Source organism: Nostoc sp. C057 (assembly GCF_013393925.1).
In the GTDB taxonomy this organism is placed as follows: domain Bacteria; phylum Cyanobacteriota; class Cyanobacteriia; order Cyanobacteriales; family Nostocaceae; genus Nostoc; species Nostoc muscorum_A.
In genome coordinates, this window is record NZ_CP040281.1 from 4472607 (window position 1) to 4493295 (window position 20689).

Sequence of the window (20689 nt, forward strand, 5' to 3'; positions counted from 1 at the left end):
ATTAATGCTCACTCTCCCTTCTCTGAGATGACTTGATTTGGGAAACGAGAGAATGGGCAAGTTCTACAGCTTGCCAAAGTAATACTTCATCTTCTTCTAGGCAAACAGTCGCCTTCATATTGGTGTTACTTACCTCCTTATTCTCTAACTTTTCGAGAATTGGTGACAGCAGTACACGGGCGTAGCTACCGTAGGCGACCCCGGAAATAGAGGAGGGGGGGGACAAGGGAGAGGGGGGGGACAAGGGAGAGGGGGGGGACAAGGGGTAAATTCCCTCTTGTCCTCCTTGTCCCTCTCTCTTCAGCAGTCCCATTGCCTTTAACTTAGCAACGGTATAGCTATTTGTGCCGCCTGCTAACTGCACATATCCCGGTAATTTCGCTGCCAAAACTTTCTGCCCTAATTTCACTGCGGCTATTGTCGTACCATCGCCAATATCGCCACTCATTGAACGACCGTCGGTTTGCCAAATTAAAGCACTTTTGAGTGGGGCAATCAGGTCATACACTGCTCTTAGGTAATCAGTCATCCCCTCGCCATCGGGACAACTGATGGCTAGTAGCTTTAATTGATCGGCCCACGGTGAAATTGCCTGCCATAATCGCTGAAATTCTGCCAACCGCCCTACTTGTGTATGGATTTCTACGGCATCTACTCCTGTTGACATTACTAATGGCGCGATCGCTCCTGGCGTTGTCACGTATGAAGCTGTATAAATTATACCATAAGGACAAATTGGGATGCAACGACCGCAGCCATAACATTTTTCGGATACTACTCCTGAAAAATCTTCTTTGATATTGTCAAATACGATTGCTTGTGCCGGACAAATCCGTTCACAGGGTCTAGGGCAGTCTCTAGGACACTCAGTAGGATTAAATTCTGCTTTGCGAAAATGGGGGTCTTCTCCATCGTTTAGGCTGACCATTAAAAAGGGTAAGTTGCCTTTGTAGTCAAAGCCTCGCTGTTGGGCATCTTGAGCTAGAGTTTTAGCTACTTGTAGCCCTGCTTGCGCTGCTGCAATCACTGCTGGATCAGCTGCAACATCTATGCAGTCAGCGCCCGCCAAAGTATAGGCTAACGTTAAATTTCTGACTGCCGGCAAATGCTGGAAGCTAGCTCCGCAGATGAGCTTGAACCAGTCACCTTGTTTGAGAGATTGTAAAGGTACGAACAGATCAGTCACTATTCTATTATGCGTTTATGCGACTAAAAATAGTAGTCTGTAATCAAGAAAAAATCCGGATTTCCAAAATTAGAGATTGGGAATGGGGTATTGGGTATTGGCTATTATTGATTATTCATTCTTCTCTCCTACTGCCGTAGCTTTCTGAGGAGCTGAGATAAATGACAGTCAATGCAATAACTGTATTTTTTGTAGAAGACTCTGCTGAAGACAGAGCTTTGTATCGGCGCTTTCTAGAGCGGGACGATCGCTACACTTATAATATTTACGAATTTGAGTCTGGAAATAAGGCGCTACAAGCTTGCCAAGGGAAAATACCGGATGTGATTTTGTTGGACTATTTATTACCAGATTTAGATGGGCTGGAATTTCTTACTAAGCTACAGAGGCAAACTTCCAGCAGCCAAATTTCAGTAATTATGGTGACTGGACAGGGAGACGAAACGATCGCAGTCCAAGCTCTCAAGAGTGGAGCCCATGATTATCTAGTTAAGGGAAAACTGACCCGAGAAAATTTCTGCCGAACGATTCATGGGGCGATCAAGCACAAGCAGCTAATGCAGCAGCTAGAACAGCAGCAGGAACAACAACGCCTAGTAGGAGCGATCGCTCTGCATATCCGCAAATCTTTGCAGCTTCAAGACATTCTTACTACTAGTGTTCAACAAGTCCGCCAGTTATTGGGTGCCGATCGGGTACTGGTGTATCAATTCACTTCCCTTATGCAGGGTTGTATTGTATCAGAGTCGGTGTTACCTGAATGGCAATCAAGCTTGGGACTAGAGATTGAAGATACCTGTTTTCAAGAAAGCCAGGGTGAAAAATATCGCCAAGGAAAAATTTGGACAACTACGAACATCTACGAAGCGGGTTTAAGTGAATGCCATCTGCAATTATTAGAACAGTTTCAGGTAAAGGCGAATTTAATTGTCCCCATTCTGGTAGAAAACATAGCGACTTCAGCAGTTGAACTCTGGGGTCTATTTATTGTGCATCAATGTTCTGCTCCCCGGCAATGGCAGGCATTTGAGGTGGAATTGCTCAACCAACTGACTGTACAATTAGCGATCGCCATCCAACAAGCCCAACTTTACCGTAACCTCCAAACCCTCAACACCGAGTTAGAAGCCAAAGTACACGAACGCACTACCAAATTGCAAGAAAGCGATCGCCGATTCCGCGCTATCTTTAACAACACTTTCCAATTCACAGGACTGCTAACGCCATCTGGTATTTTACTGGAGGCTAACCAGACTGCACTTAGTTTTGGCGGACTTCAGTTGGAAGATGTGATCGATCGCCCTTTTTGGGAAGCACACTGGTGGACAATTTCACCACAAACTCAAGAAGAATTAAAACAAGCGATCACTCATGCTGCAAAGGGAAAGTTTGTCCGCTATGAAGTTGATGTTCTCGGTGCAAATGAGCGAGTAGCAACAATCGATTTTTCACTGCGTCCGCTTCAAGACGAGACAGGTAAAGTCGTTTTGTTGATTCCAGAAGGGCGAGATATCACTGAACGCAAACAAACTGAACTCGCTTTGCATGAGCGTAAAGTGATGTTGCACTTGATTGGAGATAATCTGTCCAATGGTGCAGTCTATCGGGTGATCCGCGAACGGAATGGGAGCGATCGCTTTTCTTATCTGAGTGGGGGCATTGAAAGACTAATGGAAGTCAAAGTAGAAGATGCACTCAGAGATTCATCTCTGCTTTATCGGCAGTTTATCCCAGAGGATATTCCCCGTCTACAGGAAGCCGTTGAAGAGTCCCGGCTAAATCTGTCTGTCTTTGATATTCAATTACGAATCCGAACGCCTAGTGGTCAACTCAAATGGTTCCATTTTCGTTCTACACCACGCCAGTTGCAGGATGGGCGTGTGGCTTGGGATGGACTAGTGGTGGATGTCACCGACCTCAAAAACAGTGAAGAAACCTTACGCAAAAGTCAAGCCCTGCTAGAAGAATCACAGCGAGTTGCTCGCCTTGGTAATTGGGAGTTTGAACTTGCCAGTGGCAAAATTACCTGGTCAAAGGGGCTTTTTGATCTCTTCAATCGAGAATTCGCACTTCTTGAACCAAGCTATGAAGAAAATCTGCAATTGTATCACCCTGAAGATTGGGAGAAATTGCACCAAGCAGTTGAGCGGGCGATCGCCACTGGTGAGTCCTACAAACAAATTCTTCGTGTCCCCCAGAATGGCTCTAATCGCTATTTTGAGGGCATTGGATATGTAGAATTCAACGCCGATGGAGAGGTAATTCGCCTTTATGGTACTGCCCAAGATGTCACCGAACGGGAAATTGCGCTACGCGATCGCCAAAAAGCGGAAGAAACCTTGCGCCAAAGTGAGGAACGACTACAATTAGCACTTGAAGCTTCTGGGGATGGTTTGTGGGACTGGAATATTATCACTGGAGAAGTGTATTACAGCCGCCGCTATTTAGAAATGCTCGGATACAGCTTTGATGAAGTTCCACAGGATTGGAGTACTTGGGAGCAATTAGTTCATCCAGATGATTTACCTTGGGTTGAAGAAATCTTGGCAGCCCACCTCAAGGATAGTTCAGTACGATACAAATTTGACTATAGACTCAGAACTAAGTCTGGCGAATGGAAATGGATTGCCAACTACGGTAAGGTTGTCATCCGAGATGAAAAGGGTAATCCTTTGCGGATGACTGGCACTCATCGGGATATCAGCGATGTCTACGATGAGCTTCGCTTACGCCAACAAACCGAAGCAGCCTTAGCTAGAAGTGAAGAACAACTAAGGCTAACCTTAGAATTTAACCACATCGGTCTTTGGGATTGGAATGTTGAAACAGGGGAAGTTCTCTGGAATAACAACCATTTTCGTTTGTTAGGTTTAAAGCCAGAAACGTCAGCAGCCTATCAACTATGGCGCGATTGTGTTCATCCAGAGGATGTTGAGCGAATTGAACAGGCTGTATTAAATGCGTTGGCAGAACATATTAATTTTAAAGGTGAATATCGAGTGATTTACCCCGATGGCAAAGTTCACTGGCTCACGGGGAAAGGGCGCGGCGTTTACAACGAAGCAGGCGACCCTGTACGGATGCTGGGCGTGATCATTGATATCAGCGATCGCAAGGTTCTGGAGCGAGAACTGGCTCACAAGCAAAAGTTATTGGATGCCTTCATCAATAGCGCACCTGTTGGTGTAAGCATTCTTGATCGAGAACTGCGTTTTTCATTTGTTAATGAAGCATTGGCAGAAATTAATGGCATTCCCGCAGCAGCGCATATTGGCAAAACACTGCGGGAGATTGTCCCCGATTTGACACCAAAGCTGGAGCAGGTGTTGCAATATGTTTCGACAACGGGTGAACCGATTCTGGATTTGGAAATCACTGGAGAAACCCCAAAACTCCCAGGTGTTATCAGAACTTGGCTAGCTTCCTATTTTCCGATTCAGTCTGAAGCTGATCAACCCATTAGTGTGGGCATTGTTGTAGTTGAAATCAGCGATCGCAAACGCGCTGAACAAATGTTAGAACTGCAAGCAGTAATTACCCGTAACATGGCAGAGGGAATTTGCCTAGTTCGTGCCACAGATGGCATATTTGTCTACACCAATCCTAAATTTGAGCAAATGTTTGGCTATGAACCTGGTGAATTAATCGGTCAGCATGTGTCGATTGTCAACTACGGGGACGAACATACTACACCTGAAGAAGTTAATCAGGCAATTAGCACTGCTATTATTCAAAACGGTGAAGCTACTTATGAAGTTCATAATATTAAGAAAGATGGCACTCCTTTCTGGTGTAGGGCAAACGCTTGCATTTTTGGGCATCTTGAGTATGGAAACGTCCTTGTAGCTGTCCAACAAGATATCACCGAGCATAAGCAAGCAGAGGAAAAAATCAAAGCCTCTCTTAAAGAAAAAGAAGTATTACTTAAAGAAATTCACCATCGGGTGAAAAACAATTTAGGAATTGTCAGCAGTTTGCTGCAAATGCAGTGCAGACGGACACAAGATCCTGTCGTGACATCTGTTTTGCGCGATAGCCAAAACCGCATTGCCTCCATTGCCCTAGTTCATGAAAAACTATACCGATCTGAAGACCTCGCTGATATTGATTTTGCTCAATACATCCCAGATTTAACAACTCATTTATTTGATTCTTATAACGTCAATTCCAGCCAGATTCACCTGAAGATTCAAGTTGATGATGTTAGCCTTGACATCGAAACGGCCATTCCTTGTGGCTTGATTATCAACGAACTGGTTTCTAATGCTTTGAAATATGCCTTTGTTGGTAATATTTGGGGGGAAATTGAGATTAAGTTTTATCAAGGATCAGAGTCTATTTTTACACTCATTATTCGAGATAACGGCATTGGTTTACCTGAAAATTTTGATAGTAAGAAAGCTAAAACATTAGGTATAACTCTTGTCCAAGGTTTGGTTAAACAGCTAAGAGGAAAACTCGAAATTGAATCTCACCAGGGAACAGAGTTCAAAATTACTTTCACAAACAGCCGGATATAAACATGATTGGCATTCAATCAAACATACCGAGAAAGGATGCAGTTAGAATCCTTGTGGTTGAAGATGAATATATTCTTGCCATCAATTTGCAAGAAAGTTTAGAGTCTCTGGGATACACTGTTTTAGGCATCGCCGATTCAGCAGAAGAGGCAATTGAAAAAGCAACTGAATCACGCCCAAACCTGATTTTAATGGATATCAGGTTACGGGGTGATATGGACGGCATTCAGGCATCTGAGCAAATTTGGCATAATTTGCAAATTCCTGTCATCTTTATTACAGGACACTCTGATAATAGCACTGTAGAGCGGGCAACGCTGACATCCCCCTTTGGGTATATTCTCAAACCCATCAAGGAACAAGAACTTTACGTTGCCATTCAAACAGCACTCAATCGCTACGATCGCGAGCAATTTTTGAGTTCTGTCCTTAGGGGAATGGGCGACGGTGTGATTGTGGTTGATCCTGAGTTGCGTGTAAAGTACCTAAATCAGGCAGGTGAAGCATTAACAGGCTGGCGATGGGATGAAGCCAAGGGACGGATGTTAACAGAGGTGTTCCGACTCGTTGACGAACAAACTCAGATCCCTGCCCAAAATCCAATTCTCGCAGCTCTCCAACAAGAAACTACTATCTATCTAGGCAGTCAAATTTTACTAATTACTAGAGACGGGACAACTATACCAGTCGCTGATAGTGCTACTCCCCTCAGAGACAACAGTGGCATGATTACAGGAGCAGTATTAGTTTTTCGAGATGACACACAACGACGGCTCACCGAAGAACGCAATCTCGCAACTGAACGTGCCCAACAACTAGAAATTCAAGTGGCAGAACTCCAACGCCTGAACAAGTTGAAAGAGGATTTTCTCGCAACCACTTCTCATGAAATGCGAACGCCCTTGTCAAACATCAAAATGGCAATCTCCGCTCTAGAAAATATTCTTGAGCGGCAGGATAGCTTAAATTCAAGCACACTTTCTCCATCGGAATCTGTAGCTCGCTACTTAACTATCCTGCGTGAGCAATGCGAACAAGAACTGAATCTAGTAGACAATTTGCTGCATATCCGAATGATTGATGCAGATGTCTATCCATTGGAATTAACTTCAATTCAACTTCAACATTGGCTACCTCACGTCGCCGAGTATTTTGAAGAAAGAGCGAAAGCTAAAGAGCAGACTTTGGAAGTTAGTATTTTGCCAAATTTACCACCTTTACTTTCAGACTTGGCTAGCCTGACCGAAATTGTCTCAGAGTTACTCAACAATGCTTGTAAATATACTCCGCCTGAAGGACAGATTACAATGGATGTTCGGATAATCGACACCACAAAAAGTCTCATCAATGAGGATGCAGAATCTGATCTATTAGATAACCTTCAAGCCCCCTACTTTCAAATTACAATTAGTAATTCTGGGGTAATAATCCCCACAACAGAACAATCTCGCATCTTTGAGCCATTTTACCGAATTCCTCAGAGCGATCGCTGGCAACATGGCGGCACAGGCTTAGGTTTAGCATTAGTGAAGAAGTTAGTAGAATATCTCCAAGGCAAAATTGAAGTTACCAGTTCTCAGGGCTGGGCAAGGTTCACAGTTCAACTGCCCTTAAGCCTGTGACTAGAGAGAGGTAGGGCGCGGGGAGGGTGGGAGGTGTGGGAAGGGTGGGAAGATGAAGAATGGAATGGTCGAAATTAAAGAAGATGGAAGAAAAAGGGAAGAAGTATTTTAGAACTCATGAGGATTTAGCCATTTATCAATTAGCATTTGAAACAGCAATGCAAATTTTTGAATATTCTAAAAAGTTCCCAGTTGAAGAAAAATATTCATTAACTGACCAAATTCGTCGCTCCTCTCGCTCTGTCTGTGCAAATATGGCAGAGGCTTGGAGAAAACGGCGATATAAAGCCGCTTTTGTCGCTAAACTGAATGATTGTGTTCGCGGAGCGTGTCGTAGACAGGCGGAAGCAGCAGAAACTCAAGTTTGGTTAAAGTTTGCTGTGAAATGTCAATATCTTACGGTCGAACAAGGAAGAGAACTCTACGCTCCTTACAATCAAGTCCTTAGCGGGTTAGTCAAGATGATTACCCATCCAGATGATTGGTTACTTGACTAAATTCCCACCCTTCCCACCCTTCCCACACCTCCCACCCTTCCCACCCCTCCCACACTCCCCACCCTATGAGTGAGAAATTCGGGTTATCCTCTTCATTAACCGAGCTTACTGTTGGCTAACGCTCAGGTTGCTCAATGGGAATTTCGATCGCAAACTCTGCTCCTTGCCCAACAGAAGAAGTGCAGGTAATATTTCCTCGGTGTTTTTGGACGATAATCTGATAGCTAATAGATAATCCTAGCCCACTACCTTTGCCCACAGGTTTTGTGGTAAAAAATGGGTCAAATAAACGCGATCGCAACGACTCTTCTATACCAGGGCCATTATCTGCGATCGCAATTTTGATCGTATTTAAGTCTGTCACCTCTGTGTGAATCCTAATTTGGGGAGTAGGGAAGAGCCACTGCGGGTTTGAGGTTTCTCCAAGTGCAGGAACTGGTGTGTCTCCCCAATTAGAGCGACTCCCGTCAAGTGGCATTTGAGAATAACGATTAAAAGATTGATTCCCCGCTCCCCACTCCCCATTACCCCTTATTCCCAGAGGCCCCACCTTCCCCATTCCCTCTTCTATTGCATCAATAGCATTATTCAATAAATGCATAAATACTTGGTTTAGTTCACTCGCATAGCAAGTAACTAGGGGCAAGTTACCATAATCTTTCACTAAAATAATTGCGGGACGGTCTGCTGCTTCTCTGAGTCGATGTTGTAACATCACCAAAGTGTTTTCGATGTCTTCATGGATATTTACCCGCTTCATCTCTGCTTCATCATGCCGAGAAAAGTGTTGTAGCGCCACGACAATTTCCCGAATGCGATCGGAGCCTCTATACATTGCACCTATGAGGTTTTGTAGATCGTTAATCACAAAATTCAGGTCTACATCTTGGGATATTTGCTGAATTTTTGGCGTGGGTTTAGGATATTCTTGTTGATAAACTTCAATTAGATTTACTAGGTCTTGCACATATTGACCAGCATATTGGAGATTACCATAAATAAAACTGATGGGATTGTTAATTTCATGAGCCAGCCCAGCCACTAGCTGCCCCAGCGCCACCATCTTTTCGTTCTGAATCTGTTGAACTTGAGCAGATTTTAAGTTATCAAGAGCCTCTTGTAATAAAAAGTTTTTTTCTTGCAGTCTAACTTGGAGCAAACGTAAATTAATCTGATTTTCAATTCGCAACACAACCTCTGCCCCATGAAAAGGTTTGGCAATATAATCTACACCACCAACATCAAAAGCTTTTACTTTATCCACAACATCATCCAGGGCACTGATAAAAATTACTGGGACTTCACAAGTTTTATCGTCAGCCTTCAGTTGTTGACAAACTTCATAGCCATCCATCCCTGGCATGTTGATATCCAGCAAAATCACATCCGGCAAAACCATTTGACATGCAGTTAGTGCCATTTTACCGTTTAAAGCTTTGCGAACTTCAAAACCTTGTGCAGTCAACATTGCCGATAAAAGCCTCAAATTATCTGGGGTATCATCGACCACCAAAATATTTTTTTTATGATGGTTAGTTTGATTGAAATGCATTATGTATTAAAAGCTATGCTTGTAATGATTGAGGATAGTAAATGCTTATTTAAAATTACCCTGATTTTTTTGCTCTATTTCACCAAAATACTTATATTTATAGTTTAACTCCCCCAGTAGCTAGAGAGTTTTATAAACTACCAAAACTATTGGCCAATTATGAGCTTGACAAATCTGATAGCCTGCTTATAGCAACTTATCTAGATAGCCGACATAGATAATCTAGCCGAACGCCAACAATTAAAATTTTTACAAATACTTAGTGGATAGCTACCATTGAGGTGATGCGGCAAGCAACTTAACAACCAATTGTTGTTCTATGGGTTCAGAAAACAGAAATCCTTGAGCAAAATTACAATTTAGACTTCTCAACTGGGCTAACTGTTCTTCTGTTTCGACACCTTCAGCGATCGCACTCATGCCCATTGAATTGGCAATGCCAATCATTGCTGGTACTAACCCCATATTTTCTTTGTTATCCTGCATACGTTTGACAAAAGATTTATCAATTTTGAGGGCATTTAAAGGAAAGCTGTGCAGGTAACTTAAAGAGGAATATCCTGTACCAAAGTCATCCATGATCAACTTTATGTTTCGCTGTTTTAGTTGTTGAAAAATTATCTTAATTGCATTAGTATTTTCCATAATTACACTTTCTGTTATTTCTAATTCTAAATATGTAGGATTTATTTTAGTTTCATAAATAATTCTGTCAATTTGTTCTACAAAATTGGGTTGTAAAAATAACCTAGCACTCAAATTGACACTAATAGTTAGAGGTTCTGGTGTCACTGGCTGATGTTGCCAGATGCTTAGTTGATGACAAGCTGACTGTAATACCCAAGTATTGATGGCATTAATCAAACCTGTTTCTTCTGCTACAGGAATAAATTCTGTAGGAGGAACTAGACCACGAATTGGATGTTGCCAGCGCACCAAGGCTTCAAATCCAGAAATTCTACCTGTAATTAGAGAAACAATTGGCTGATAATAAACGAGGAATTCTTGCCTTTCAACAGCCCTTCTTAGGTCATTTTCTAACTCTAAAAGCTGAATAGCTTCCTGATGCATCGCTGGATTAAAAACATGATATTTGGCTCTTCCTTGAGCCTTAGCCCGATACATTGCCGTATCAGCATCCCGCAGCAAATACTCTGGACGATCGTAATCTTTATTGCCCCAACTAATGCCAATACTGGCATTCATAAAGACTTCATATCTTGATAGTTTAAAAGCAAGTGATAGCTGTTTTAGAATCCTATCGGCAACTTGGATTGCTATATTGATATCCGTAATATTTTCTAAGAGAATTCCAAATTCATCACCACCCAGTCGGGCTAGAGTATCAATAGGTATGAGACACGCTTGCAGGCGACGAGCGATAGAAATCAGCAATTCATCTCCTACCAAATGACCAAGGGAATCATTGACAACTTTGAAGCGATCGCAGTCTAAAAAAAGTACTGCAAACTGATAACTAGATTCTTGTTTGGCTCGATTGAGAGCATTATCTAGTCTTCTCATAAACAACACTCGGTTTGGTAATCCAGTCAGCGAATCATGCAGCGCTATATCTAATAGTTTACTTTGTAATTTTTGACGGGAATTAATTTCTTTTTGAAGTTTTTGAAGAGCTTTTTCTAGCTCCTCAGTTCGCTGTGTTACCCGATGTTCCAATTCTACATTTAGTTTCAATATTTCTAATCGCGCTGACCTCAATGCCAGTTGATTTTTCACGCGCACTAAAACTTCTTGAAACTCAAAAGGTTTAGTGATGTAGTCTACACCACCTACCTTAAAGGCTTTAACTTTGTCAAAAACATCATCTAAAGCGCTAATAAAAATTACCGGAATATCGGCTGTTAGCTCCCAAGCTTTAAATGCCTGACAAATTTCATAGCCATCTACTTCTGGCATCATAATATCGAGCAAAATCAGATCCGGCAATACTGTTTGAGTTGCTGTCAGTGCCATTTGCCAGTTCAAGGCTTTACGAACGTTATACCCTTCCCTTGTCAATATTGAGGATAAAACCCGCAGGTTGTCCGCCATATCGTCAACGATCAAAATATCTTTTTTATTAGGGTCTAAATGCTCGTAATTCATTCTACGTTTGTTCTAGTCAATTCCATAATTTTCTCAAACTGGTAGTTATTTGCTAAATCCCTAAGAACTTGCGATACCTGAACATTATCTGAGGGAATTTGCTTGATTAACTCTAAAATCAATTCATCGCTACAGCTGGCTGCGGCATAGTGGATCTTTTGAAGCCACTCAGGTGACATTTGTGATAAATGACTCAGGAGTTCAGCAAAACTAACAAATATCTGTGTAGCTTGCTCGGCAACTGCTGTATTTGGGTTTTCTACTTGATTGGTATACTTTACACCCAGATGTTGGCTCAGTTTTTCCAATAATACTTCCTGTGTGAATGGCTTGCGAATAAAATCATCGCAGCCAATAGATAAAATCTTCTGGCGTTCTTCCTCAAAGGCGCTAGCGGTTAGGGCAATAACGATTGTGTGTTTATTCAAACAACCCTGCGCTGTCTCCAAAAAGTCGAAATAGGGAGCTAGGGCTTTTGGCGATCGCAAAATGGCCGCACCAGAAGCGTCATGATTGTGTTCCACGACACCAGCTATTTCTGGTGTGGGAGAGGCTTTGTATATAGTTTTTAGAACTTCACAGTCACCTGAATCGGTTAACCCTCCGTTAAGATACTGGCTCCCCGATGATGTCAGTTGTTTAAATTTTGGGAACCTCCGTAATCTATTGGCTGTCCCATACCCTACTTGTTTACCTTTAATTATTCTTGTAGCTTCGTAGCCGTCCATGATCGGCATTCGCATATCCATAAAAATCAAGTGTGGTTGCCAAGATTCCCAATTACTAACTGCTTCCACACCATCTGTAGCTTCCCTGACTTCAAAGCCCAGAGATGTCAGAATTTTAACTAGCAGTAGACGGCTTTCTTTGGCATCATCAACCACTAAGATGCGGTATGCTTTTTCAGTCGGCGCTAAAGATAGAATTTGAGATTTAATTTGGGTTATCGGCATTTCTCTAGGGCAAGCTAAAGCAATTTGAATATCAAAGGCAAATGTACTACCTATACCAGGAGTACTGCTGACTGTAATATCTCCCCCCATCAGTTGCACGTATTTACGGCTAATTGCTAAACCGAGTCCTGTTCCCTGTTGAGATTTTCTACCGATTTCGGTTTGCTCAAAAGCCTCAAACAGCAAGCCAATTTCTTGCGGATTAATACCGCAACCAGTGTCTTGTACCTCGAACAAGAGACGAGGGTTATAAGAAAGATTTTCCTCCCCCTGCTCCCATCTCAGCCGTAGCGTGACTCTGCCAATATCAGTAAATTTGATGGCATTCCCCAAGAGGTTGAGCAAGACTTGAAATAGTTTATTTTCATCGGTTTCTATGTACTGAGGAATGTCGTGTGCATACTCAAATACTATTTGTAAGCCCTTCGATGCAGCACGCAAATACAGCATCTCTTCTAAGTTATTCAATAAATGAATTAAGTCAAAGCTACTGCGATTTAATGTGATTCTCCCAGCTTCGATTTTAGACATTTCTAGAATGTCGTTAATTAAGTTAAGTAGATGTTCGCCAGCACGATTAATAATTGCCAAGTTTTCTTGGTGTTCGCTAGATAGCGAATAATCTCGGCTCATAACTTGGGTGAAACCAAGAATGGCGTTGAGTGGGGTACGCAGTTCGTGGCTCATGTTCGCCAGGAATTCGCTTTTGGCGAGGTTGGCGGCGGCACTTCGCGCTGCTTCCCGAACGGCTGCTTGCTGTTCTTGGGCAGCGATTTTTTGCGATTGAATTAGTTCTTCTTGGGTGGTTTGCAGTTGCTCAATCACTTGCTGGAACTCTTCAGTACGTTTTTTGACTTGAGCTTCTAAGGTGCGATTATATTCTGCTAATAAGTTTTCTGCTTGTTTGCGTTGGGTGATATCAAAAAAGGTAGCCATCGCAAAAGCCAAATTTCCCGATTCATCATAGATGGGCTTGCCCAAAACTTCAATGGGAATAATCTTGTCAAAATGGCGAACTTCCATATCATCAATCCTGGTACTTTCCCCAAGCAATGCTCTCAAAATTGGTAGGCGATCGCTGGGGTAAAGTCGATCTGTGCCGGCAAGGTAAGCTTGATATACCTCTGACAATTGTTCGCTGCTAACTTCTGCGATCGCTCCTTGACCAAGAATTTGCTGCCCAATATGATTTGTGTAATAAGGTTCACCTTCAGCATCTATGATAAATACACCTACTGGCATAGCTTCTAAAAATTGAGTTAGCCGACTCTGACTTTCAGATAGAGCTTCATTTAAAACTTGCATCTGAGCATTCTTTGCCTCCAAAACACTGAAGGATGCTTGCAGCTGCTTTGCCATAGTTTCAAATGACTTGGCTAGTTCCCCCAACTCATCGGAGCGCTGAATTTCTGGTGTTTGCTCCCATTCACCTTGAGCAATTTTCTTAGCTGATGTGTTTAATTGTAAAATCGGCTTAATTACCCAGCGAGCAGTTAAAATCCCGATTCTTGTAGCCACTAAAAAAGCAACTATGCACAGCAAAACGGTGATGCGGGTGTTCTCATTAATTTGCTTCATAAATTCGCCTTCAGGAATCACCGCCACGATTAGCCAATCTAAACCCAGTTCATCCTTCCAACTTTTTACTTGTACAAAATAACGCATTCCATCGGCGCTAAAAGTTAGCTGTTGCTTCCCCACCACAAACCCAAGACTACCAAAGCGTTTGATCAAAGACTGGGTTGTGAGCCTAATTAAAGAATTTCGACTTTCTAATGCTGTTCGACGTTTTATTTGACCATTAATGATGCTATATGGTGGTTCGGTAGAAGAAGCCACTATTAACCCAGAACGCTCTAAAATAAAAGCTTTACCCGATTGATCGGTGTTTAATTTGGTTAAAAAGTTGCTAATTTGTGACAAAATTAAATCAACACTAATCACCCCAACCAGCTTGCGGGTCTTATCGTAAACAGGATAGCTGGAAGATATAGATAAAACTTCTGGTTTATCTTCCCATTGATAAATTTGACTCCAAACGGGTTTGCCTGCCTTGACTGCATCTGTATACCACGCTTCTGTCCGAGGATCGTAATCTTTAACTTGCTGAAGCTGGCGACGATTTCCCTTCAAGTCTGAATCATAAATATAAAGTTTCCCAATACCATGCTTTTGACTAACTTCATTAATCAACAGCTTGCCATTATCTAAACGTTCAATACCGATAAATTCCCCTTTGGGGTTGGCAAAGCTGTTGTAGCCAACATTGAAAACCTGCATTTGTTTCCAAAAGTAATTTCCGGCAGTTTTAAAGTCAGAAAGGTTGAGCATACCTAGCTCAACCGCATCTAGGTTAATTTGATTTATTTGCTTCGGAGTTGTTAAATAGTTATTAAGATGCTGTTCAATGCGATCGCAGATTTCATTTTCTAATTGGCTAGCAAGCTCTCTTACCGCTTTTTGTCCGTTTTGATACGAAAGATAGCCCACAAGCCCCACCGCCCCGCAAATTTGCAATATAAAGGGGACAATCAGAACATACTTTAGGGGCATCCTGGCGTAAACTTTGCCAACCAAGCAATTAAGAGATTTGACGGACTGAAGTTTGGATAACATTGTTGTTTAATTTTTCCCCAGCATATATTTGGGGCATTTTTGCTATGCCAGCTACATTTAATACCAAAAAAATTACGGTATGTCATCACTTTGATCATGACATCTCTGAGAAAATTGAGTATAAAAAAAGCATTAAAAATTTTGTTTGGATACTTGTCTGACTGGTTAAGTTTCTCCAACCTCCAATTTTCAAATTTTGCGTAGGCATAGCCGATTTGTAACCATTACGGCTTAATTTGCTCAGTTTTATCTGACAACGTATCAGTACATTTACTCAGAACAACTGAAATGTAACCGATAAGCTACAGTATGCCATTCTAAAATTCAGGTTGCCATTAGCACCTAATCCTAAATTTAATTTCTAATTGCTGAGGTCTTGATTTTCCAGTCTCGAAACCTCTGGACTTGCACAAAAACCTATATCTAACTACAACAATTTTAAAATTTTCATGCAAATACATAGTAATAACAAAAAAAATCCAAGAAAATTTACTTAGTGTTTTTTATTGTAAATAAATGTTAATTTCCTTATAGAAGTATGTCAACTTTATCACCGATTTGTAAAATTTTTCCGGCTGAGGATATAGGCAATTGAGTATTAACACTCAATCTGTAAAAGTGATTAAAAGGCAATGAAGCAACCCAATTAGGCAGAGTTGCTTGCCTCTGGGTTGCAAATATTTTTTGAAAGCTTGGGTAAGCTTCCCCTGAGTAAGAATCGCGTGTTGGAACTATACAACGCTGGCATGGATTAACCCCAAAAAAATCTACATCTCCCACTCGAAAGGAGACTAAATTACCTTGTTCGCTAAATAGCCGATCTTCCCAAAATGCTGGTACACCATCAATCTCGATATTGGCACGCATCCGACGGCGTATTTCATCTACACTTAAACCGGGAAACCAAGAAGCTACTTCTGTCAACGTTGCTGTACTAATTACCGTTGGGCCTGGCGAGTGGGTATCGTCAGGAAAGCCCATCAGAGAGTTTTGCCTTAATGTAACAGCAAACTCAAAATAATTACTCAAAGTTGCTTCTAGGGCTTGCCGTTCGTCATCCAGATGAAAAACTTGTTGTGAGTCGCCGCCTGGGATTTGTAGCGAAATAGTTCTATTGAATAGTGCAAATTGCGCCCTTAGTAAATGGATTTTAGCATGATGCTTGCCATTGACAAATTTATCCCGCTCGTCAAAGATGGCAAACTCGCGGTCATGCTGTAGTGCGCCACTGGCAAGAACTCCAACCTTTTCAACTTCAACACCATCCAGTGATTTTACTGGATACAGTAAAATCTTGGCTAGGTAAGGCATCATAGTAATTTTAGATTTTAGATTTTAGATTAGAGACTGCTAAATCACCAATCTAAAATTATTTTATGATTTATCCACCTTACTAAATTCTTCTTGAGCAAAAGCATCAAGCTAAATTATCTGTTATCGGGTTGTTTGGGGATATGGTGGTACTTTATCTATTCCTCCAACATGATTTAGAGGCCAAAAACGAACTACAGCCCGGCCAATAATATTCTGGCGAGGGACAACACCCCAGCAGCGTCCATCATAACTATTGTTACGATTATCACCTAGTACTAAATATGAATCATCTGGTATAGTCTGGGGTTTTTCCAAAAAAGGTGGCTGTGGCCCTGATTGGCAAACATTAATAACTGTGCTTTGACCAGAACTGAGATAATTAGTTTCTGGAAGGGGTTTGTTATTAATATAGACCTTGCCATCTCTGAGTTGTACTTGTTCTCCAGGTAAGCCAATTACTCTTTTAATAAAAGCATCCTGGTATTGTTCTTTTTGTAACTCTTTCGTGGGTGAAAATACTACGATATCTCCACGCTGCGGGTCAGCAAATTTATATTTCAACTTATCGACAATGATTTTGTCTGCTTCCCACTGGTTTGGCGTACCATGCAGAGTGGGTTCCATTGACCCAGAAGGAATCCAGCGTGCTTCAGCAACAAAGGTACGAATTCCCAGAGCTAGAACAATACTCAATACAATTGTTCTACCTAGCTCTGCGATCCAGGAATTATCGGGTTGTTGACTAGAGTTGTTATCAGACACTTGATTTTGCATGAAATTACTTAACTGAAGGAAAGATGTAGGTAATTAACTCACCTAGTGAGACTTTATCTGTTAATCTTAACGGGAAAATTTTAATTTCCTGGTTATGTTCGCATCTTGACTACCAATTTTAGATTATTGATAAAGGGGGTTCTTCATAGATTAAAAATAAACTTTTTTTTAACGGTCAGCAAAAAAATTAACACTCAGAGCGCGACTAAGTTTAACCTAAAAGCATAGTTATCTGTAATATATAGCTCCCTGCCTAAAAAAGTTAGCCTTATGTCATCTCCACAAATTTTACTGATCCGTCGCGCTCGCATAGTCCTACCCAATGGTGAAATGATGATTGGGGATGTGTTGACCCGCGATCGCCAAATAGTCGAAGTTGCGCCAGAAATCTCCCAAACAGCAGTAGTCACTGAAATTGACGCAGAAGGGTTAACTTTGTTGCCGGGAGTGATTGATCCGCAGGTACATTTCCGGGAACCTGGTTTAGAACACAAGGAAGATTTATTCACCGCCAGTTGTGCCTGCGCTAAAGGTGGAGTCACTTCTTTTTTAGAAATGCCTAATACGCGCCCCCTAACAACGACACAGCAAGCTTTAGACGACAAGCTAGAACGGGCCTCACAAAAGTCCTTGGTTAATTATGGCTTTTTTATTGGGGCAACAGCAGAGAATCTTCCAGACTTGCTTTTGGCCAAACCCACACCGGGAATTAAGATTTTCATGGGGTCGATGCACGGTCAGTTGCTAGTTGATGGTGAAACAGCACTGGAGACGATATTTGCTAAAGGCGATCGCTTGATTGCTGTTCATGCCGAAGACCAAGCTAGAATCAACCAACGTCGCCAAGAATTTGCCAACATTCATGATCCAGCCGTTCACTCGCAAATTCAAGATAATCAAGCGGCTTTATTGGCAACCCAACTGGCATTAAAACTTTCTCAAAAATATCAACGTCGTTTGCATATTCTCCATCTGTCAACAGCCGAAGAAGCAGATTTGCTGCGTCAAGAGAAACCTAGCTGGGTGACAGCAGAGGTAACGCCACAGCATTTGGTGTTGAACACCAGTGCTTATGAAAAGATTGGTACTTTAGCACAGATGAATCCACCTTTGCGATCGCCCCACGATAACGAAGTCCTTTGGCAAGCTTTACGCGATGGCGTGATTGATTTTATCGCTACAGATCACGCACCCCACACCTTAGAAGAAAAAGCTCAAGAATACCCCAATACTCCTTCAGGAATGCCTGGGGTAGAAACTTCCCTAGCTGTGATGTTAACTGCGGCGATGGAGGGAAAGTGTACTGTTTCCCAAGTTGTCAACTGGATGTCTAAGAATGTAGCTGTGGCTTATGGTATTCCCAATAAAGGAGCGATCGCACCTGGTTATGATGCTGATTTAGTGCTTGTAGATTTAAATACATACCGTCCAGTCCGGCGTGAGGAACTTTTAACCAAATGCCATTGGAGTCCATTTGAAGGCTGGAACCTCACAGGCTGGGCTACAACTACCATTGTCGGCGGTGAGATAGTTTACGAGAAAGGTCAAGTAAATACCCAAGTGCGGGGTCAAGCTTTAACTTTCTTGTAGCAAATGTTTATTTAAGCTTATGTAGTAGACAGATATTTATACATCAAAGCCATACTTGAATAGGCAAGATTTTCATCTATCCAGAGTTAAGACTAGACCAATGCGGTTTGGTTAAAGCTAAAAGACGAAAATCTTTGTTTTTCCTTCTTTACCCTTTTAACCAAAGGGTATTGACTTATTGCTGTATCAAAAATTGCAACATGAAACTCTGAATTTATTTATAAGTGTTTGAAGTCAAATCTTCAATAACTCCCTCCTTACGGCTATAAGATTAGCTATTTAATCTTCGTTTTCCCTACTTGGTGTCCTTCTCTAAGAGGTTGTTTGAAAAGTGTTTCGCTCTGACTTTAGGCACTTTCAGATCCCCCTAAATCCCCCTTAAAAAGGGGGACTTTGATTCCGGTTCCCCCATTTTTAAGGGGGGTTAGGGGGGATCTAGAACTTTCGATACCGATAAGGAGACTTTTAAAACATTATCTAACGAGACGTTGCGCCTACCTTTATGGGAAAGCAAGCTACGCGTAGTGTCTCGTAGTGAAGGCGGTTCGTTAAATCTTACAGCTGGATAGGAGTAAACAAAATGAAACATATATGACCTTCATCCAGGTCATGTATTTACCAGAAACTATGCCCGAAAAGATAACCAGAGAAATAATCAAGGAGAATTGCTATGTCCTTCAAAATTTTAGCTTTAGATGGTGGCGGTATTCGGGGAGTTATTGCAGCCCGAATGCTTAAACAAGTAGAACAAGAAATTAGAAACCAGAGTAAAGGGAACTTTTTACACGAATACTTTGACCTCATTGCTGGCACTTCTACTGGTTCAATATTGACAGGAGGGATTGCTGTAGGAAAGACAAGTGATGAACTTATTCAAATGTATATAGATAAAGGTAAAGATATCTTTTCGCCGAATAGAAAAGAACTCTATAAAAATTTGCCGTCCGTCATCAAATCAATTCTTGATGTATTTTCAGCATCTAAATATTCTCATGATGGAATTATTAGTGTCCTCAAAGATGCTTATAAATACACAAGAATAAAAGATGTTGAAAAACCTATTATCTTGATTTTGGCTTACGATACGCTATATCGCAATACAACCTTTTTTACAAATTGTCATCCCGATCTAGGAGACAGATGGTACGATGACTGTTATTTATGGGAGATATGTACCGCTTCTGCCTCTGCACCTACTTTTTTTCCGCCATATAAATTAGAACCTGTAGATAAAGAAAAGTTTGGCGATTGGGAATTTCCACACATAGATGGAGGAGTTTCTGCTAACAATCCCTGTCTTGCAGCTTTGAGTTTAGTTATGAGGATCAGCCAGTCTTCAGTATCTCCAGAAATCAAGCAAAAATATAACCTAAATAATCTGCGATTGGAAGATATTTCTATCCTTTCTATTGGCACAGGTCAAACTGGTGAACCATATCAATATAAGCAAATAAGTAAATGGAAAGGCTTAGACTGGGTACAAAATCTGACTAATATCTTTATGGAACCTACATCTGAGATTGATAGCACAATTTGCCGTCAAATCATGGGTGGATACGAGTCTAAACGTTACTTGCGTCTTCAGTTTGAATTAAATGAGACATTTAAACCCAAGCCAAAAGAAACTTATAAAGATCCTCGTATTGTATTACCTACAGAAGAGCGAAAAAACCGATTTACAGGCAAAAAAGTTACTCAAGAAATAGATAATACTAGTCCAGAGATTATTCAGCAGTTAATAGATACTACCTCGGCATTTATCGATCAAGGCCTTACGTACTATACCAGGGATGACTCTGGATTACCGATAAAAAAAGCGATCGCTTCTTTCATTAGAGAAAACTAGTGCATCCACGTAGATATATTAATCTCAACTAACATAAGATAAAACATCTCGTATTTCTACGATAGTTATGTAGAAATACGAGATGTTTTATTTAAATCTGCTAAGAGTGATAA

11 protein-coding genes are annotated in these 20689 nt (G+C 41.4%); 5 read left to right on the plus strand and 6 right to left on the minus strand.

Annotated elements, in window-relative coordinates; all coding sequences use genetic code 11:
• Position 1 precedes the first annotated feature (1 nt).
• Positions 2-1186 (minus strand): circadian clock protein LdpA, encoded by a 1185-nt coding sequence (gene ldpA, locus FD724_RS19225; protein WP_179073725.1) that lies wholly within the window; start codon positions 1184-1186, stop codon positions 2-4.
• A 161-nt stretch (positions 1187-1347) separates the two neighbouring features.
• Here ldpA and FD724_RS19240 point away from each other — a divergent pair, with 161 nt between their 5' ends.
• Genes FD724_RS19240 through FD724_RS19250 form a run of 3 tightly spaced genes read left to right on the plus strand, consistent with a single transcriptional unit; the run spans position 1348 to position 7825 of the window.
• Positions 1348-5706 carry a PAS domain-containing protein gene (locus tag FD724_RS19240; RefSeq protein ID WP_256874317.1) on the plus strand — a complete coding sequence of 1453 codons (4359 nt, stop codon included), beginning with the start codon at positions 1348-1350 and terminating at the stop codon, positions 5704-5706.
• A 2-nt stretch (positions 5707-5708) separates the two neighbouring features.
• Complete coding sequence (locus tag FD724_RS19245; protein ID WP_179073726.1) at positions 5709-7328, plus strand: response regulator; 1620 nt, start codon at positions 5709-5711, stop codon at positions 7326-7328.
• 59 nt (positions 7329-7387) lie between these two features.
• Complete coding sequence (locus FD724_RS19250) at positions 7388-7825, plus strand: four helix bundle protein (protein ID WP_256874318.1); 438 nt, start codon at positions 7388-7390, stop codon at positions 7823-7825.
• Positions 7826-7940: 115 nt separating this feature from the next.
• Here FD724_RS19250 and FD724_RS19255 read toward each other — a convergent pair whose 3' ends face one another.
• The 5 genes from FD724_RS19255 to lepB form a co-directional block, all read right to left on the minus strand.
• On the minus strand, positions 7941-9377 hold the full coding sequence (locus tag FD724_RS19255) for a response regulator (protein ID WP_179073727.1): 1437 nt from the start codon (positions 9375-9377) through the stop codon (positions 7941-7943).
• A 270-nt stretch (positions 9378-9647) separates the two neighbouring features.
• Positions 9648-11483 carry a GGDEF domain-containing response regulator gene (locus FD724_RS19260; RefSeq protein ID WP_179073728.1) on the minus strand — a complete coding sequence of 612 codons (1836 nt, stop codon included), beginning with the start codon at positions 11481-11483 and terminating at the stop codon, positions 9648-9650.
• Positions 11480-15052 carry an ATP-binding protein gene (locus FD724_RS19265; RefSeq protein WP_179073729.1) on the minus strand — a complete coding sequence of 1191 codons (3573 nt, stop codon included), beginning with the start codon at positions 15050-15052 and terminating at the stop codon, positions 11480-11482. Before FD724_RS19265 ends, FD724_RS19260 begins: the two co-directional genes overlap by 4 nt.
• Before the next feature lie 528 nt (positions 15053-15580).
• A complete protein-coding gene (locus FD724_RS19270; RefSeq protein ID WP_179075558.1) occupies positions 15581-16363 on the minus strand; it encodes an MOSC domain-containing protein in 783 nt (260 codons plus the stop codon).
• A gap of 123 nt (positions 16364-16486) precedes the next feature.
• Positions 16487-17140 (minus strand): signal peptidase I, encoded by a 654-nt coding sequence (gene lepB, locus FD724_RS19275; RefSeq protein WP_114083116.1) that lies wholly within the window; start codon positions 17138-17140, stop codon positions 16487-16489.
• A gap of 270 nt (positions 17141-17410) precedes the next feature.
• Between lepB and FD724_RS19280 the strand changes: the two genes are divergently transcribed.
• Together FD724_RS19280 and FD724_RS19285 are read left to right on the plus strand one after the other, a co-directional pair.
• A complete protein-coding gene (locus FD724_RS19280; RefSeq protein WP_179073730.1) occupies positions 17411-18730 on the plus strand; it encodes a dihydroorotase in 1320 nt (439 codons plus the stop codon).
• A 670-nt stretch (positions 18731-19400) separates the two neighbouring features.
• The gene (locus FD724_RS19285; protein ID WP_179073731.1) at positions 19401-20576 is read left to right on the plus strand and encodes a patatin-like phospholipase family protein; all 1176 of its coding nucleotides are present in this window, start codon (positions 19401-19403) and stop codon (positions 20574-20576) included.
• Positions 20577-20689 lie beyond the last annotated feature (113 nt).

Bases quoted from the DNA above. Each gene is read 5' to 3' on its own strand.
- FD724_RS19245 (WP_179073726.1), top strand. From the start codon at position 5,709: ATGATTGGCATTCAATCAAACATACCGAGAAAGGATGCAGTTAGAATC.
- FD724_RS19270 (WP_179075558.1), bottom strand. From the start codon at position 16,363: ATGCCTTACCTAGCCAAGATTTTACTGTATCCAGTAAAATCACTGGAT.
- FD724_RS19255 (WP_179073727.1), bottom strand. From the start codon at position 9,377: ATGCATTTCAATCAAACTAACCATCATAAAAAAAATATTTTGGTGGTC.
- FD724_RS19265 (WP_179073729.1), bottom strand. From the start codon at position 15,052: ATGTTATCCAAACTTCAGTCCGTCAAATCTCTTAATTGCTTGGTTGGC.
- lepB (WP_114083116.1), bottom strand. From the start codon at position 17,140: ATGCAAAATCAAGTGTCTGATAACAACTCTAGTCAACAACCCGATAAT.
- FD724_RS19285 (WP_179073731.1), top strand. From the start codon at position 19,401: ATGTCCTTCAAAATTTTAGCTTTAGATGGTGGCGGTATTCGGGGAGTT.
- FD724_RS19250 (WP_256874318.1), top strand. From the start codon at position 7,388: ATGGAATGGTCGAAATTAAAGAAGATGGAAGAAAAAGGGAAGAAGTAT.
- FD724_RS19280 (WP_179073730.1), top strand. From the start codon at position 17,411: ATGTCATCTCCACAAATTTTACTGATCCGTCGCGCTCGCATAGTCCTA.
- FD724_RS19240 (WP_256874317.1), top strand. From the start codon at position 1,348: ATGACAGTCAATGCAATAACTGTATTTTTTGTAGAAGACTCTGCTGAA.
- FD724_RS19260 (WP_179073728.1), bottom strand. From the start codon at position 11,483: ATGAATTACGAGCATTTAGACCCTAATAAAAAAGATATTTTGATCGTT.